General features: G+C 76.4%; 5 protein-coding genes. All 5 read left to right on the plus strand.

The window, feature by feature from the left end:
• Nucleotides 1–203: 203 nt before the first annotated feature.
• The 5 genes from ACFXOZ_RS32255 to ACFXOZ_RS32275 all read left to right on the plus strand — a co-directional run bounded on the left by ACFXOZ_RS32255 (nt 204) and on the right by ACFXOZ_RS32275 (nt 16786).
• Entirely contained in the window at nt 204–740 is a 537-nt protein-coding gene (locus ACFXOZ_RS32255; RefSeq protein ID WP_375893163.1) for a hypothetical protein, read from the plus strand.
• Nucleotides 741–839: 99 nt separating this feature from the next.
• On the plus strand, nt 840–1871 hold the full coding sequence (locus ACFXOZ_RS32260; protein WP_375893162.1) for a 3-oxoacyl-ACP synthase III family protein: 1032 nt from the start codon (nt 840–842) through the stop codon (nt 1869–1871).
• A gap of 86 nt (nt 1872–1957) precedes the next feature.
• Nucleotides 1958–12460, plus strand: a complete 10503-nt coding sequence (locus ACFXOZ_RS32265) for an SDR family NAD(P)-dependent oxidoreductase (RefSeq protein ID WP_380593558.1) — start codon at nt 1958–1960, stop codon at nt 12458–12460.
• A 1-nt stretch (nt 12461) separates the two neighbouring features.
• Nucleotides 12462–15671 carry a type I polyketide synthase gene (locus ACFXOZ_RS32270; RefSeq protein ID WP_380593559.1) on the plus strand — a complete coding sequence of 1070 codons (3210 nt, stop codon included), beginning with the start codon at nt 12462–12464 and terminating at the stop codon, nt 15669–15671.
• Nucleotides 15672–15742: 71 nt separating this feature from the next.
• Nucleotides 15743–16786: an LLM class flavin-dependent oxidoreductase gene (locus tag ACFXOZ_RS32275; protein ID WP_375893161.1), complete on the plus strand. Its 1044-nt coding sequence runs from the start codon at nt 15743–15745 to the stop codon at nt 16784–16786.
• Nucleotides 16787–16842 lie beyond the last annotated feature (56 nt).

A 16842-nucleotide genomic window follows, 5' to 3' on the forward strand; every position in this document is an offset into this window, starting at 1 on the left:
GCACCTCGGGCGCGGGCCACGGCAGTTCCGACCGGAATCAACGGCAATTCAATGGGCGTTTGTCGCCGGTTAAGCGGCGCATTCGCCGGGCGGCGGAGATCGGTTCAGCGGCCGCGCCGGGCCGGTTTAGCGCCGTTGCCTAGCGTGATCGGTGCGCCGTTCCGCCGGCGCCGTCCCGTCCCTGTGCTGAACGGAGTTGTGGCATGGCATCGATCTCCCTCCCCGGCCCGCTGGCCCCCGTCGCGGCGGCCCTGCGGGGCCGGCTGCTGGCCTGGCTGGCGGTGCCGCCGCTCGGCCCGACCGGGCCGAACCCGCCGGTCGGCGACCCCGCCAACCTGCTCCACCTCACCGACCTCGCCGAGACCCTGATCAGCTACGAGTCCACCAACTCCGACTTCAGCGGGGCCACCCCGACGCTGGACGACCTCGCCCACGTCCGCTACGAGCTGCGCGACCAGCAGGGCGCACTGGTCGGGACGACCAAGGGCATCGGGCGGATGCTGCGCAAGGGCCCGGAGGGCAATTTCCTGGGCTACTTCTCGGAGGAGATCCGGCTGATCGACGGCAACGTCATCCGCACCGGCGGCATCGTCGACGACGCCCGGCTGACCCTCGGCGAGCAGCAGACCATCAAGGCCGTCGCGGTGGCCGGCCCGCTGCGCGGGGCGATCGGGTTCCGCCAGTTCCGGCCGGTCGAGACCCACAAGGCGTACGCCTCGGCGATCGTCCTCTACCGCTGAGCACCTGCTGAGCACCTGCTGAACACCTGCTGAACACCTCTGCGCCGGACCGCCGTTCGGCCCGACGCGCACTCCGACCCGGCTGGGAGCAGACCGCAGATGGACCCCGCAGAGATCCGCCTCCTGGCGGCCGGCACCGCGTTGCCGGGCCCGCCCATCGACAACGCCGCCCTGGGCCGCCGGTTCGGCATGGACGCGCTCTGGGAGCAGTGGGTGGACGCTTTCATCGGCACCCGCACCCGGCACCTCGCCCTCGACCTGGAGACCGGCGAGCAGCGCGACACCCTGGCCGACCTGGGCACCACCGCCGGCGGGCGCGCGCTCGCCGCGGCGGGCACCGACCCCGCCGACGTGGACCTCGTGGTGCTCGGCACCGCCACCCCGGACACCCTGATGCCCGCCACCGTCAACGTGATCGCCGACCGGCTCGGCATCGACGGCGTGGCCACCTACCAGTTGCAGTCCGGCTGCTCCGGCGCCGTCCAGGCGATCGACGTCGCCCGCCAACTGCTCTCCACCGGCCGGCACCGCACCGCCCTGGTGCTGGGCGGCGACGTCATCGCCAAGCACTACGACCTGACGGCCGACCTGCGCGCCGTCCCCCCGGCCGAACTGGTCAACTACGTGCTGTTCGGCGACGCCGCCGGGGCCGCCGTGCTGAGCGCCGACCCGGCCGCCGGGCCGACCGCCGTCCGGGCCTCCTTCGTCGAACTGGCCGGCCGGGGACGGGAACCCGGCCAGGTGCTGGAGTGGTTCGGCCCGGTCGACCGGCACAGCGGTCGGCCGACGGCCCGGGAGGACTACAAGGCGATCGAGGAGACCGTCCCGCTGTTCGCCGAGCAGATCCTGCACCGGCTGCTCGCCGAGGCCGGCTGGCAGGAGGGCGAGGTGACGCACCTGCTGCCGCCGCAGCTGTCCACCCGGATGACCAGCCGGATCGTCGAGCGCCTCGGGCTGAGCGGCGCCGAGGAGGTCAGCTGCGTCGGCGAGACCGCCAACACCGGGAACGCGCTGGTCTTCTTCCAGCTCGAACAGGTCCTGCCGAAGCTCTCCCCGGGTGACCGGGCCGCCGCGATCGCGGTCGAGTCCAGCAAGTGGATCAAGTCCGGGTTCGCCCTGGAACACGTCTGACCCCTCCCGGCCCCGCCCCGCCGCCGGGCCCGCCGTAACTCCGTCCGGCCCCGCCACACCTCGAACCATCGAAGGGCAGAGCACGCATGTCGAACGACGAGAAGCTCCGCGACTACCTCAAGCGGGTCAGCGCCAGCCTCCAGGACACCCGCCTGCGACTGGAAGAGGCCGAGGCCAGGTCCACGGAGCCGATCGCCGTCGTCGGGATGGCGTGCCGCTACCCGGGCGGGGTGGGCTCGCCGGAGGAGCTGTGGCGGCTGGTCGCCGAGGGCCGGGACGCGATCTCGGAGTTCCCGGCCGACCGGGGCTGGGACCTGGACGCGCTGTACGACCCGGACCCGGAGCGCACCGGCACCTCCTACACCCGGCACGGCGGCTTCCTGGCCGCGGCAGCCGGCTTCGACGGTGAGTTCTTCGGCATCAGCCCCCGCGAGAGCAGCACCATCGACCCCCAGCAGCGGCTGCTGCTGGAGACCACCTGGGAGGCGCTGGAGAGCGCCGGCCTGGACCCGGCCGCGCTGCGCGGGACCCCGGTCGGCGTCTTCACCGGGATCATGTACAACGACTACGGCTCGCGGCTCAACCCGCTGCCGGCCGCCGTCGAGGGACAGGTCGGCATCGGCAGTGCGCCGAGCGTGGCCTCGGGGCGGATCGCGTACACCTACGGCTTCGAGGGTCCGGCGGTGACGGTGGACACCGCGTGCTCCTCCTCCCTGGTCGCCCTGCACCTGGCCGCGCAGGCGCTGCGCTCGGGCGAGTGCACGCTGGCGCTCGCGGGCGGGGCCACCGTGATGGCCACCCCCAACACCTTCGTCGAGTTCAGCCGCCAGCGCGGGCTGTCGCCGGACGGCCGCTGCAAGGCGTTCTCGGCGGGCGCGGACGGCACCGGCTGGGGCGAGGGGGTGGCCCTGCTGCTCCTGGAACGGCTCTCCGACGCCCGGGCGAACGGCCACCCGGTGCTGGCGGTGGTGCGCGGCTCGGCCGTCAACCAGGACGGCACCAGCAGCCAGCTCTCCGCCCCGCACGGGCCTTCGCAGGAGCGGGTGATCCGGGCGGCGCTGGCGGCGGCCGGGTTGGGCGCGGCGGATGTGGACGCGGTGGAGGCGCACGGCACGGGGACGCGGCTCGGGGATCCGATCGAGGCGCAGGCGCTGCTGGCCACCTACGGTCAGGGTCGTGACGCCGAGCGGCCGTTGTGGCTGGGGTCGGTGAAGTCCAACATCGGGCACGCCCAGGCGGCGGCCGGGGTGGCGGGCGTGATCAAGATGGTGCAGGCGCTGCGGCACGGCGTGCTGCCCGCCACCCTGCACGTCGACGAGCCGACCGGGGAGGTGGACTGGTCCGTCGGCGGGGTGGAGCTGCTGCGCTCGCCGGTGGACTGGGCGCCGGGCGAGCGGCCGCGCCGGGCGGGGGTCTCCGCCTTCGGGATCAGCGGCACCAACGCGCACGTGATCCTGGAGGAGGCCCCGGCCGCCGCTGCGGCGGAGTCGGCTCCGATCGAGGGCCCTGCGGCTGCCCCCGTGCTGCTCTCGGCGCGCTCGGAGGCGGCGTTGGGCGCGGCGGCCGGGCGGCTGGCGGACTGGCTGGAGCACGGCGAGGGCGCGCAGGCCGGGCTCGCGGAGGTCGCGGCCTGGACGCTCACCTGCAGTGCCCGGCACCGGTTCGGGGCCGCCGTGGCCTCGCCGGACCGGGCTGAACTGATCGGCGGACTGCGGGCGTTGGCCGGGCGGTCGGCACACCCGGCGGTGGTGTCGGGTCGGGTGGCGTCCTCGCCGGGTCGGGTGGCGCTGGTGTTCCCGGGGCAGGGTTCGCAGTGGGTGGGGATGGGGGTGGCGCTGGCCGCGTCGTCTCCGGTGTTCGCCGCGTTGCTGGCCGACGCCGGCCGGGCGCTGGAGCCCTATGTGGAGTGGGAGTTGGCGGAGGCGTTGCGGGATCCGGTCCTGTTGGAGCGGGTGGACGTGGTGCAGCCGGTGCTGTGGGCGGTGATGGTGTCGCTGGCGGGGCTGTGGCGTTCGTACGGGTTGCCGGTGGACGCGGTGGTGGGTCATTCGCAGGGCGAGATCGCGGCGGCGGCGGTGTCGGGGGCGTTGAGCCTGGAGGACGCTGCGGCCGTGGTGGCCCTGCGCAGCAAGGCGATTCGGGTGGTGGCGGGTGACGGCGGGATGGCGTCGGTGCCGCTGCCGGTGGCGGAGGTGGAGGCGCTGATCGCCCGCTGGGACGGTGCGTTGGAGGTCGCGGCGGTCAACGGCCCTTCCTCGACGGTGGTTTCCGGGACCGCGACGGCGATCGGCGAGCTCGTGACCTGGGGTGAGCAGCAGGAGGTGCGGGTACGGCGCGTCCCGGTGGACTACGCCTCGCACTCCGCCCAGGTCGAACCCCTTGAGGCCGAACTCCTCGACCTGCTGGCACACATCAACCCCCAGCCCGCCGACATCCCGTTCTACTCCACCGTCACGGGAACCCTGTTGGACACCAGCGCCCTTGACGCCGGGTACTGGTTCCGCAACCTGCGCAGCCGGGTCCGCTTCGAGGACACCGTCCGCGCCCTGGCCGAGGACGGCTTCACCACCTTCGTGGAGGCCAGCGCCCACCCGGTGCTGACCGTCGGCATCCAGGAAACCCTGGCCGAACACCCGGACGCCCCGGACACCCTGGTCACCGGCAGCCTGCGCCGCAACCGCGAGGACGACCAACCGCTGCTCCAGGCCCTGGCCGCCGTCGAACTCCACGGCCACCGCCTCGACTGGCCCCTCACCACCCCCACCACCCCACCCGGCCTCCCCACCTACCCCTTCCAGCACCGTCGCCACTGGCTCGACGCCCCCACTCACGCGGGCGGCCCGGACGCGTCCGCCCACCCCCTGCTCGGCGCGAGTGTCGAACGCGCCGACGACGGCGGGCTGGTCCTCACCGGCCGCCTCTCCCCGCGCAGCCACCCCTGGTCGGCCGAGCACACCGTCGCCGGGACGGTCCTGTTCCCGGGGACGGGCTTCGCCGAACTCGCCCTGGCCGCCGCCGAGTCGGCAGGCTCCTCCGGCGTGGACGAACTCGTCCTGCTGGCGCCGCTGACCCTCGGCGGGGCGGTGCTCGACCTCCAGGTCCTCGTCCCGGCCGCCGACCGGGACGGCCGTCGGACCTTCGACGTCTACTCCCGCCCCGAGCACGGCGGCGCGGGCGACTGGACCCACCACGCGACCGGCACCCTGGCCGCCGAGCCGGCCGAACCGGCCACCCCCATCGAGGACTTCCCCACCGAGGACTTCCCCGCCGACTGGCCCCCGGCCGAGGCCGTCCCCCTCGAACTCGCCACCGCCGCAGCGCGGTTCGCCGCCGCCGAGGTCGGCTACGGCCCGACCTACCAGGGCCTGCGCGCCGCCTGGCAGCACGGCGACGTGCTCTACGCGACCGTCGAACTCCCCGAGCCCGCGCACCCCGACGCCGCCCGCTACGGCATCCACCCCGCCCTGCTGGACGCCGCCCTCCAGGCCGAGGCGGCGGCCGACGGCCCGGACCGCCCCGCCGAACTGCGGCTGCCGTTCGCCTGGAACGGCCTCGGCCTGCACGCGGTCGGCGCCACCGCGCTGCGGGTGCGGCTGGACCGCCTGGACCAGGACACCCTCCGCCTCCGGGCCGTCGACCCCGAGGGCGCCCCCGTCCTCACCGTCGACACCCTGGTGCTGCGCCCGGTCGCCGTCGACCGGCTGACCGCCCCCGCCCCCCGGGGCCCGGCCCGGCCCACCCGCACCCCGGCCCGCCGGGCCGCCGGGCGCACGGCGGGGGAGGGCGGTGCCGTCGAGCGCCTCCGCCGGCTGTCCGGCGCCGAGCTGGAGCGGCAGCTGCGCGAGCTGGTGCGCGGAGAGGTCGCCGCCGTCCTCGGCTACGCCACCCCCGCCGAACTCGACCCCGACCGGGCCTTCCGCGACCTCGGCTTCGAGTCCCTCACGGCCGTCCAACTGCGCGACCGGATCGCCGCCGCCACCGGACTCAAGCTGCCGCCGACCCTGGTGTTCAACCACCCCAGCCCGCGCGCCCTCGCCGAGCACCTCGGCGACCTGCTGCGCCGCAGCGGCAGCGCACCGGCCACCGCGCCCGCCCGTACCCGGGCCGCTGCCGACGAACCGCTCGCGATCATCGGGATGGCGTGCCGCTACCCGGGCGGGGTGGGCTCGCCGGAGGAGCTGTGGCGGCTGGTCGCCGAGGGCCGGGAGACGGTCTCGGAGTTCCCGGCCGACCGGGGCTGGGACCTGGACGGGCTGTACGACCCGGACCCGGAGCGCACCGGCACCTCCTACACCCGGCACGGCGGCTTCCTGACCGGCGCGGCCGACTTCGACCCGGCGTTCTTCGGCATCAACCCGCGCGAGGCCGTCGCGATGGACCCGCAACAGCGCCTGCTGCTGGAAACCTCCTGGGAGGCGCTGGAGAGCGCCGGCCTGGACCCGGCCGCGCTGCGCGGGACCCCGGTCGGCGTCTTCACCGGCCTGATCTACACCGAGTACGGCGGCCGGGTGCGCGGCTCCGCCCCCGAGGCGGAGGGCTACCTCGGCACCGGCAGCGCGGGCAGCGTGGCCTCGGGGCGGATCGCGTACACCTACGGCTTCGAGGGTCCGGCGGTGACGGTGGACACCGCGTGCTCCTCCTCCCTGGTCGCCCTGCACCTCGCGGGCCAGGCGCTGCGCTCCGGCGAGTGCAGCCTCGCCCTGGTCGGCGGCGCCACCGTGATGTCCACCCCGGACACCCTGATCGAGTTCAGCCGCCAGCGCGGCCTCTCGCCGGACGGCCGCTGCCGGGCCTTCGCGGCCGCTGCCGACGGCACCGGCTTCTCCGAGGGCGTCGGGCTGCTGCTGGTCGAACGGCTCTCCGACGCCCGGGCGAACGGCCACCCGGTGCTGGCGGTGGTGCGCGGCACCGCCGTCAACCAGGACGGTGCCTCGAACGGCCTGACCGCCCCGCACGGGCCTTCGCAGGAGCGGGTGATCCGGGCGGCGCTGGCGGCGGCCGGGCTGGGCGTCGCGGATGTGGACGCGGTGGAGGCGCACGGCACGGGGACGCGGCTCGGGGATCCGATCGAGGCGCAGGCGCTGCTGGCCACCTACGGTCAGGACCGGCCCGCCGAGCGGCCCTTGTGGCTGGGGTCGGTGAAGTCCAACATCGGGCACGCCCAGGCGGCGGCCGGGGTGGCGGGCGTGATCAAGATGGTGCAGGCACTGCGGCACGGGGTGCTGCCGAGCACCCTGCACATCGACGAGCCGACCGGCGCCGTCGAATGGGGGAGCGGTGCGGTCGAGCTGCTGCGCGCGCCGGTGGACTGGGCGCCGGGCGAGCGGCCGCGCCGGGCGGGGGTCTCCGCCTTCGGGATGAGCGGCACCAACGCGCACGTGATCCTGGAGGAGGCCCCGGCCGCCACCGGGCCTCAGGTGGAGCCGGTTCCTGCGGTCGCCCCGGTGCTGCTCTCGGCGCGCTCGGAGGCGGCGTTGGGTGCGGCGGCCGAGCGGCTGGCGGACTGGCTGGAGGGCCCGGGTGCCCGGGTCGGCCTGTCCGAGGTCGCGGCCTGGACACTGACCCGCGTCGCCCGGCACGGGTACGGCGCCGCCGTCGCCTCGGGCGAGCGCGCCGAGGTGGTGGCCGCACTCCGTGCGCTGACCGACCATCCGGCGGTGGTGTCGGGTCGGGTGGCGTCCTCGCCGGGTCGAGTGGTGCTGGTGTTCCCGGGGCAGGGTTCGCAGTGGGTGGGAATGGGGGTGGCGCTGGCCGAGTCGTCTCCGGTGTTCGCCGCGTTGCTGGCCGACGCCGGCCGGGCCCTGGAGCCCTATGTGGAGTGGGAGTTGGGGCAGGCGCTGCGGGATCCGGTCCTGTTGGAGCGGGTGGACGTGGTGCAGCCGGTGCTGTGGGCGGTGATGGTGTCGCTGGCGGGGCTGTGGCGCTCGTACGGGTTGCCGGTGGACGCGGTGGTGGGGCACTCGCAGGGGGAGATCGCGGCGGCTGCGGTCTCCGGGGCGTTGAGCCTGGAGGACGCTGCGGCCGTGGTGGCCCTGCGCAGTAAGGCGATTCGGGTGGTGGCGGGTGACGGCGGGATGGCGTCGGTGCCGCTGCCGGTGGCGGAGGTGGAGTCCCTGATCGCCCGCTGGGACGGTGCGTTGGAGGTCGCGGCGGTCAACGGGCCTTCCTCGACGGTGGTTTCCGGGACCGCGACGGCGATCGGCGAGCTGGTGACCTGGGGCGAGGAGCAGGACGTACGGGTGCGGAAGGTTCCGGTGGACTACGCCTCGCACTCCTCCCAGGTCGATCCCCTGCGCACCGAACTCCTCGACCTGCTGGCACACATCAGCCCCCAGCCGTCGGAGATCCCGTTCTACTCGACCGTCACGGCCGGGCCGCTGGACACTGCGGAGCTGGACGCCGGGTACTGGTTCCGCAACCTGCGCAGCCGAGTGCGCTTCGAGGACACCGTCCGTGCCCTGGCCGCCGAGGGCTTCACGACCTTCGTGGAGGCCAGCGCCCACCCGGTGCTGACCGTCGGCATCCAGGAAACCCTGACGGAACAGCCGGAGGCCCTGATCACCGGCACCCTGCGCCGCAACCGCGAGGACGATCAGCCGCTGCTCCAGGCCCTGGCCGCCGTCGAACTCCACGGCCACCGCCTCAGCTGGCCCCTCACCACCCCCACCACCCCGCCCGGCCTCCCCACCTACCCCTTCCAGCACGAGCACTACTGGCTCGACCCCGCCCCGGACATCAGCGACCCGGGCCACCTCGGCCTCCAGAGCGCCGACCACCCACTGCTGGGCGCCACCACCGACCTGCCGGACGGCACCGCGCTCTACACCAGCCGAATCTCCACCGGCACCCACGCCTGGCTGCTCGACCACGCCGTCACCGGCACCCCGCTGCTGCCCGCGACCGCGCTGGTCGAACTCGCCCTGCACGCCGGCCACCGCGCCGCCGTCCCGGCCCTGGCCGAACTGACCCTGGAGGCACCGCTGTTGCTCGACGACGGCGCCGTGCACCTGCAGACCACCGTCCAACCGCCGGACACCGACGGCGCCCGTGCGCTCGCCGTCCACTCCCGCCCGGCGGCCGCCGGCCCGCAGGAGCCGTGGACCAGGCACGCCACCGCCCTGCTCCTCCCAGACCACCCGTCCGCCGCCGCCCCCGAGGACCGGCCCGAGGACCGGCCCGCGGCCTGGCCCCCGCCCGGCGCCACCCCCGTGGACCCGGCCGACCTCTACCCCGGCCTCGCCGACCGCGGCTACGACTACGGCCCGGCCTTCCAGGGCGTCCGCGCCCTGTGGCGCGCCGGTGACGCCGTCTACGCGACCGTCGAACTCCCCGAGCCCGCGCACCCGGACGCCGCCCGCTACGGCATCCACCCCGCCCTGCTGGACGCCGCCCTGCACCCGCTCGCCGCCGGCCTCACCGCCCACGCGGACGGCACTCGCGAGGACGGCACTCGCGAGGAGAGCGACCCCGAGGACGCCGACCGGGGAACGGCACTCCCCTTCGCCTGGACCGGCGTCACCCTCGCCGCCACGGCCGCCACCACCCTGCGGGTCCGGCTGACCCGGCACGGCGCCGACTCGGTCGCGCTGACCGCCACCGACCCGCTCGGCGGGCCGGTGCTCACCGCCGAGCGGATCGCCCTGCGCCCGCTCGCCCCGGGCGCCCTCGCCGCCGCCCGGCCGGTCGGGCGGGCCGACGGCCTGTACCACCTGGACTGGGCGCCCGTGCCCCCGTCGGCGGCCGTCCCCGCCGACCGGGCGGTGGTCGAACTGCCCGAGCACCACCTCTCCGCCGACCCCACCGACCCCACCGACCCGGCAGAACTCCCCGACCCCGCAAGCCTGTTCACCACCGACCCGCCCGCCCTCGCCGTCCTCCCACTCACCCTCCCCGAGCCGACGGCCCCGAACCCGAACCAGGACCAGGACCAGGACCCCGCCGCCGCCACCGCCACCCTGCTCGGCTTCGTCCAGCGCTGGCTCGCCCAGGACCACCTGGCCGACACCCGGCTCGCCGTGCTGACCCGCGACGCCCAGCACACCGGCCCCGCCGACCGCCCGGTCCGGCCGGTCGCGGCCGCCCTCTGGGGCCTGCTGCGCAGCGCCCAGACCGAGCACCCCGGCCGGTTCCGCCTGCTGGACACCGACGGGCACCCCGACTCCCGGGCGGCGCTGGGCACCGCCCTCGCCCGGGACGAGCCCCAACTCGCCCTGCGCCGGGGCGCGCTGCTCGCCCCGGCGGTCGTCCCGCTGCCCGCCCGGCCCGAGCTCACCGCCCCCGGGGACGGCCCCTGGCGGCTCGCCCCCACCGGGGACACCCTGGACGCGCTGGCCCTGCTCCCCGCCCCGGACGCCGCCCGCCCGCTCGCCCCCGGCGAGGTGCGGATCGCCGTGCGGGCCGCCGGGCTGAACTTCCGTGACGTGCTGATCACCCTCGGCGTCTACCCGGACCGCGCCCTGCTCGGCACCGAGGCGGCCGGCGTGGTCACCGAGGTCGGCCCGGGCGTGACCGGCCTGGCGCCCGGCGACCGGGTCACCGGCCTGGTGTCCGGGGGCATCGGCCCGGTCGCGGTCACCGACCACCGGCTGCTGGCCCGCGTCCCGGCCGGCTGGAGCTTCGCCCAGGCCGCCGCCGTCCCCGCCGCCTACCTGACCGCCCACTACGCCCTGGTCGACCTGGCCGGGCTCCGCGCGGGCGAGCGGCTGCTGGTGCACTCGGCGGCCGGCGGCGTCGGCATCGCCGCCGTCCAGCTCGCCGCCCACCTGGGCGCCGAGGTGTACGGGACGGCCGGGCCCGGCAAGTGGGACACCCTGGCGGCGCTGGGCGTCGACCCGGCCCGCACCGCCTCCTCCCGCACCCTCGACTTCGAGGGGCTCTTCCTCGCCGGGACGGACGGCGCCGGGGTGGACGTGGTGCTGAACTCCTTCACCGGGGACTTCGTCGACGCCTCGCTGCGGCTGCTGCCGCGCGGCGGCCGCTTCGTCGAGATGGGCAAGGCCGACCTGCGCGACCCCGACCGGATCGCCGAGCAGTACCCGGGTGTGCGCTACCGCTCCTTCGACCTGCTGGAGGCCGGTCCGCAGCGGATCGGCGAGCTGCTGACCGAGCTGCTGGCGCTGTTCGAGCGCGGGGTGCTGACCCTGCCGCCGATCACCGCCTGGCCGGTCGCCCGGGCCGGGGAGGCGCTGCGCCACCTCGGCCAGGCCCGGCACACCGGCAAGGTCGTGGTGACCGTCCCCGCGCCGCTCGACCCGGCCGGCACCGTGCTGGTCACCGGCGGCACCGGCACCCTCGGCGCGCTGACGGCCCGGCACCTGGTGACCGAGCACGGCGCCCGGCACCTGCTGCTGGCGGGCCGGCGCGGCCCCGAGGCGGCGGGCGCCGCCGAGCTGGCCACCGAACTCGCCGCACTGGGCGCCGAGGTGACCGTCGCCGCGGTGGACGTCGCCGACCGGGCGGCGCTGGCCGCGCTGCTCGACTCCGTCCCCGCCGAGCACCCGCTGACGCTGGTGGTGCACGCCGCCGGCGCCCTCGCGGACGGCGTCCTGGAGGCCCTCGACCCGGCCGCGCTGGAGGCGGTGCTCGCCCCCAAGGCCCGGGCCGCCCGCCACCTGGACGAGCTGACCCGGCACGCCGACCTCGCCGACCTGGTGCTGTTCTCCTCCGTCTCCGGGGTGCTCGGGGGCGGCGGACAGGCCAACTACGCGGCGGCCAACGCCTACCTGGACGGCCTCGCGCACCGCCGCGCCGCCGAGGGCCTGCCCGCGACCTCGCTCGCCTGGGGCCTGTGGCAGCGGGCCAGCGGATTGACCGGACAGCTCACCGACGGCGACCGGGCCCGACTGGCCCGGGGCGGCCTGGTGCCGCTCACCGACCGGGAGGGCCTTGCCCTGCTGGACGCGGCCCGCGCCACCGGCCGGGCGGCCGTCGTCACCACCCGCTTCGACCTGCGGGCGGGCCGGGCCGCCGGGACCGTACCCGCGCTGCTGCGCTCGCTGGCGGGCGCCCCCGCCCGGCGCAGCGCCGCCGGCGCGCCCGCCGCCGGAGGCCCGGCCCCGCTGTCGGACCGGCTCGCCGGCCTGGACCCGGCCGGGCGGGCCGAGGCCCTGCTCGACCTGGTGCTCGGCCAGGCCGCCGCCGTCCTGGGCCACGGCGGGGCCGGAACCGTCGCCGCCGACCAGGCCTTCAAGGAGATCGGCTTCGACTCGCTCACCGCCGTCGAACTGCGCAACCGCCTGGGGGCGGCCACCGGCCTGCGGCTGGCCCCGACCACGGTGTTCGACCATCCGACCCCGGCGGCGCTGGCCGCCCACCTGCACCGGGCCCTGGCCCCCGAGGACGAGGCCGCGCCGGACCCGTTCCTGCGCGAGCTCGACCGGCTGGAGTCCCTGCTGCCCGCGCTGGCCGCCGCGGACGGCGTCCGGGGAGCGGTCGGCCGGAGGCTGCGCGAGCTGCTCTGGCGCCTGGACGACACCCCGGCCGAAGGCGACGGCGAGGGCGAGCGCGCCGAGGACCTCGCGACGGCCAGCGACGAGGAACTGTTCGCCGCGCTCGACGACGAACTCAACCATCCCGGAACGGAGGTCTGAGATGCCCGGGACGACCGAACCCGCCGCCACCTCCGGCGGCGCCCCCACCGCCACCCCCGGCGGCACCGAGGAACGGCTGCGCGACTACCTGCGCCGCGCGACCGCCGACCTGCGCCAGGCCAGGCGCCGGATCGAGGCCCTGGAGGAGCGCGCGCACGAGCCGGTCGCGATCGTCGGCATGGCCTGCCGGCTGCCCGGCGGCGTGCGCACCCCCGAGGACCTGTGGCGGCTGCTCGCCGAACGCCGGGACGCCATCGGCGACTTCCCCGCCGACCGCGGCTGGGACCTCGACGCGCTGTTCGACGAGGACCCGGCCACCCCCGGCACCTCCTACGCCCGCCAGGGCGGCTTCCTGGACGGCGCCGGCGAGTTCGACGCCGCCTTCTTCGGCCTCGGCCCGCGCGAGGCGCTCGCCATGGACCCCCAGCAGCGGCTGCTGCTGGAGACCGCCTGGCGGACCTTCGAGTCCGCCGCCCTCGACCCGGCCGCCCTGCGCGGCAGCCGGACCGGCGTGTACGTCGGCATGATCGGCCAGGACTACGCCCCGCGCCCGCACGAGGTGGCCGGCGAACTCGACGGCCACTTCATGACCGGCAACGCCGGGTCCGTCGCCTCCGGCCGGCTCGCCTACCACTTCGGCCTGCACGGACCGGCCCTGACCGTCGACACCGCCTGCTCCTCCTCGCTGGTGGCGCTGCACCTGGCGGCCCGCTCGCTGCGCTCGCGCGAGAGCGACCTCGCCCTGGCCGGCGGGGCCTGCGTGCTGGCCCACCCGAGGGTGTTCCTGGAGTTCAGCCGCCAGCGCGGGCTGGCCCCGGACGGGCGGTGCAAGGCCTTCGCGGCGGGCGCCGACGGCACCGGGCTCGCCGAGGGCGTCGGCCTGCTGCTCCTGGAGCGCCTGTCCGACGCCCGCGCCAACGGCCACCGGGTGCTGGCCGTGCTGCGCGGTTCGGCCGTCAACCAGGACGGCCCGAGCAACGGGCTCACCGCTCCCAGCGGGCCGGCCCAGGAGGCCGTCGTCCGGGAGGCGCTGGCCGACGCCCGGCTCACCCCCGACCAGGTCGACGCGGTCGAGGCGCACGGCACCGGCACCACGCTCGGCGACCCGATCGAGGCCCGCGCCCTGCTCGCGGTGTACGGCCGCGCCGAGCGCGAACGCCCGCTGCGGCTCGGCTCGTTGAAGTCCAACATCGGTCACACCCAGGCCGCCGCCGGAGCCGCCGGGGTGATCAAGCTGATCCTCTCCCTGCGGCACGACACCCTGCCCGCCAGCCTCCACCTGGACACGCCCACCCCGCACGTCGACTGGTCGGAAGGCGCCGTCGAACTGCTCGCCGAGGCCGCGCCCTGGCCGCGCGGGGAGCGCCCGCGCCGGGCCGCCGTGTCCTCCTTCGGGATCAGCGGCACCAACGCCCACCTGATCCTGGAGGAGGCCCCCGAGCCGCCGCCCGCCGAACCCGGTCCCGAACCCGGCGCCGGCCCCGCCGACCGGCCCTGGCTGCTCACCGCCCGCACCCCCGAGGCGCTGCGCGACCACGCGCTGGCGCTGGCCGCGCACGCCGAGGCCGGCGCCGTGGACGGCACCGGGAACGGCGCCGCGGACCGTGCCCGGGACACCGCCCACTGGCTCGGCCACGGCCGGGCGCGGTTCCCGCACCGGGCCGCCGTGCTGGCCGACCGCCCGGCGGAGATCGCCCCGGCCCTGCGCGCCCTGGCGGCCGGCGGCACCCACCCCGCCCTGGTGCGCGGCACCGCCGTCGCCGCCCCCAGGGCCGCCTGGACCTTCACCGGCCAGGGCTCCCAGCAGCCCGGCATGGGGCGTGAACTCCACGCCGAGCACCAGGAGTTCGCCAAGGCGCTGGACGAGGTGTGCGACGCCCTCGACCCCCACCTGGACCGCCCGCTGCGGGACGTGATGTTCGCCGAACCGGGCTCCGCCGCCTCCGCACTGCTGGACCGCACCCGGTACACCCAGCCGGCCCTGTTCGCCCACCAGACCGCGCTGGCCCGACTGCTGGGCACCCGGCTGCCCCCACCGGTCGCGGTGCTCGGCCACTCGATCGGCGAACTGTCCGCCGCCCACCTGGCCGGGGTGTTCGACCTGGAGTCGGCGGCCGCGCTGGTCGCCGCCCGGGCCCGGCTGATGGACGAACTGCCCGCCGGCGCGGGCGCGATGCTCTCCGTCCAGGCCCCCGAGGAGCGGCTCACCGCACTGCTCGCACCGTACGGGCAGGCGCTCGGCCTGGCCGCCGTCAACGGACCGGCCTCCACGGTGGTCTCCGGCGACGCCGACGCGATCGCCCGGCTCGACCGCGAGCTCACCGGCCTCGGCCTGCGCACCCGCCGGCTGCGGGTCTCGCACGCCTTCCACTCCGCCCAGCTGGACCCGGTGCTGGAACGCTTCCACGCCGAGGCGCGGCGGATCGGCTACCGCGCCCCGAGCCTGCCGGTGATCAGCAACCTCACCGGCGAGACCGCCGACCCCGAGCGGATCGCGAGCCCCCGCTACTGGACCGAGCAGATCCGCGCCACCGTCCGCTTCGAGCAGGGCGTGCGCACCCTGCGCGAGCGGTACGGCGTCACCGCCTACCTGGAACTCGGCCCGCACAGCACGCTCGCCGCGCTGACCGCCGCGATCCACCCGGAGGCCGTCCAACTGCCCGTGCAGCTGCGCGAACGGCCCCCGTCGAGGGCGCTCGCCGCCGCGCTGGCCGGGGCCGAGGTGCACGGGCTGCCGGTCGGCGGGCCGAGCGGGCCGGCGCCCGCCGCCGACCCCGACACCGTGCCCGGCCACCCCTTCGCCCCGACGGTCCACTGGCTGGCCACCCCCGGCCCCTCCGGCGCCGGCCGCGAACCCGCGCCGCTGCCCGGGGCCACCACCGCGGAACGGGAGCCCGCCGAGGACCCGGCCGCCCTGCTGCGGCGCTGGGCGGACGCCGGGCCCGGGCACCGCACCGCCCTGCTGCTCGCCCTGGTCAGGGAACAGGCCGCCGAGGCCCTCGGCTACGCCGACCCGGCCCGGATCGGCGAGCGGGAGCGCTTCCAGGACCTCGGCTTCTCCTCCTTCACCGTCCTGGACCTGCGCAACCGGCTCGTCGCCGCGACCGGGCTCGCGCTCCCCCCGGTGGTCGCCTTCGACCACCCCACGCCGGTCGAACTGACCGCCCACCTCGACCACCTGCTGGCCGAGTCCGTCCTGCCCGCCGCCTGAGGCACCGAGCCCGTCCACCCCCCACCGAACGACCAAGCCCGCCGAACCTTCCAGAGGAGCGAACCCCGGTCATGCGCGTCGGAATCACCTACCTCAGCATCTCCCCGTCGGTCGACCGGTCGTCCGCCCGGCAGAAGTACCTGGACTTCGCCCGGCAGGTCGAATGGGCCAACGACCGGGGCTTCTCCGGCATCTGGATCACCGAGCACCACTTCTCCGGCTACAGCCTCAGCTCCTCCCCGCTGCTGCTGCTCGGCCAGGCCGCCGCGCTCGCCCCCGACCTGCGGATCGGCACCGGCATCCTGGTGCTGCCGCTGTGGGACCCGGTCCGCCTGGTCGCCGACGTCAACACCCTGGACCAGCTGTCCGGCGGCCGCCTGGACCTCGGCATCGGCCGCGGCTACCAGCCGCACGAGTTCCTCGGCTTCGGCCGCGACCTCGACCGGAGCCGGGCCGCCTTCGAGGAGTCCGCCGACCTGGTGCTGCGGCTGCTCACCGAGACCGAGGTCACCCACAAGGGCGAGTTCCACCGGATCGACGCCCCGGTGACCGTCCTGCCGCCCTCCCACCAGGCCCCGCACCCGCCGGTGTGGGCCGCCGCGGTGTCGCCCGAGTCCACCCGCTTCGCCGTCCGGCGCGGCTTCCACCTGCTCGGCCTCGCCCTGTCGACCCCGGCCGAACTCGCGGCCCAGTGGCGGACGGTGACCACCCTGGCGGCCGAGGAGGGGGTCGCGGCGGAGGGCCTGGAGTACGCCGTCAACCGCTTCGTCCACGTCGGCACCGACCCGGCCGGGCGCCGGGCCGCGGCCCGCGAGGTCGCCCGGCAGATCCAGACCTCCCGCGCCCTGGCCGAGGGCGCCTACCCGACCGGGGGCCGGCCACCGGTCCCGGCCGCCGTCGACCCGGCCGACGAGGAACTCGCCTACCAGCGGCTGCTGGCCGGCTCGCCCGAGCAGATCGTCGAGCAGATCGCCGAACTCGCCGCCGCCGGCGTCACCCGGGTCAACGCCGCCTTCGAGTACGGCACCCTGCCCGCCGACACGGCGTTCGCCGCGCTGCGCACCTTCGCCGCCGAGGTGCTCCCGGCCCTGCGGGAGCTGCCCGTACGGCTCTGAACCCCCGCCCCGCAGCCCCCACCCCCCAGCCCCCACACGCCGCAGGGGTGGGACAC

The sequence above is a fragment of the Kitasatospora sp. NPDC059160 genome (genome assembly GCF_042755465.1).
Taxonomy (GTDB): Bacteria; Actinomycetota; Actinomycetes; order Streptomycetales; family Streptomycetaceae; genus Kitasatospora.

Bases quoted from the DNA above. Each gene is read 5' to 3' on its own strand.
- ACFXOZ_RS32265 (WP_380593558.1), top strand. From the start codon at position 1,958: ATGTCGAACGACGAGAAGCTCCGCGACTACCTCAAGCGGGTCAGCGCC.
- ACFXOZ_RS32275 (WP_375893161.1), top strand. From the start codon at position 15,743: ATGCGCGTCGGAATCACCTACCTCAGCATCTCCCCGTCGGTCGACCGG.
- ACFXOZ_RS32270 (WP_380593559.1), top strand. From the start codon at position 12,462: ATGCCCGGGACGACCGAACCCGCCGCCACCTCCGGCGGCGCCCCCACC.
- ACFXOZ_RS32260 (WP_375893162.1), top strand. From the start codon at position 840: ATGGACCCCGCAGAGATCCGCCTCCTGGCGGCCGGCACCGCGTTGCCG.
- ACFXOZ_RS32255 (WP_375893163.1), top strand. From the start codon at position 204: ATGGCATCGATCTCCCTCCCCGGCCCGCTGGCCCCCGTCGCGGCGGCC.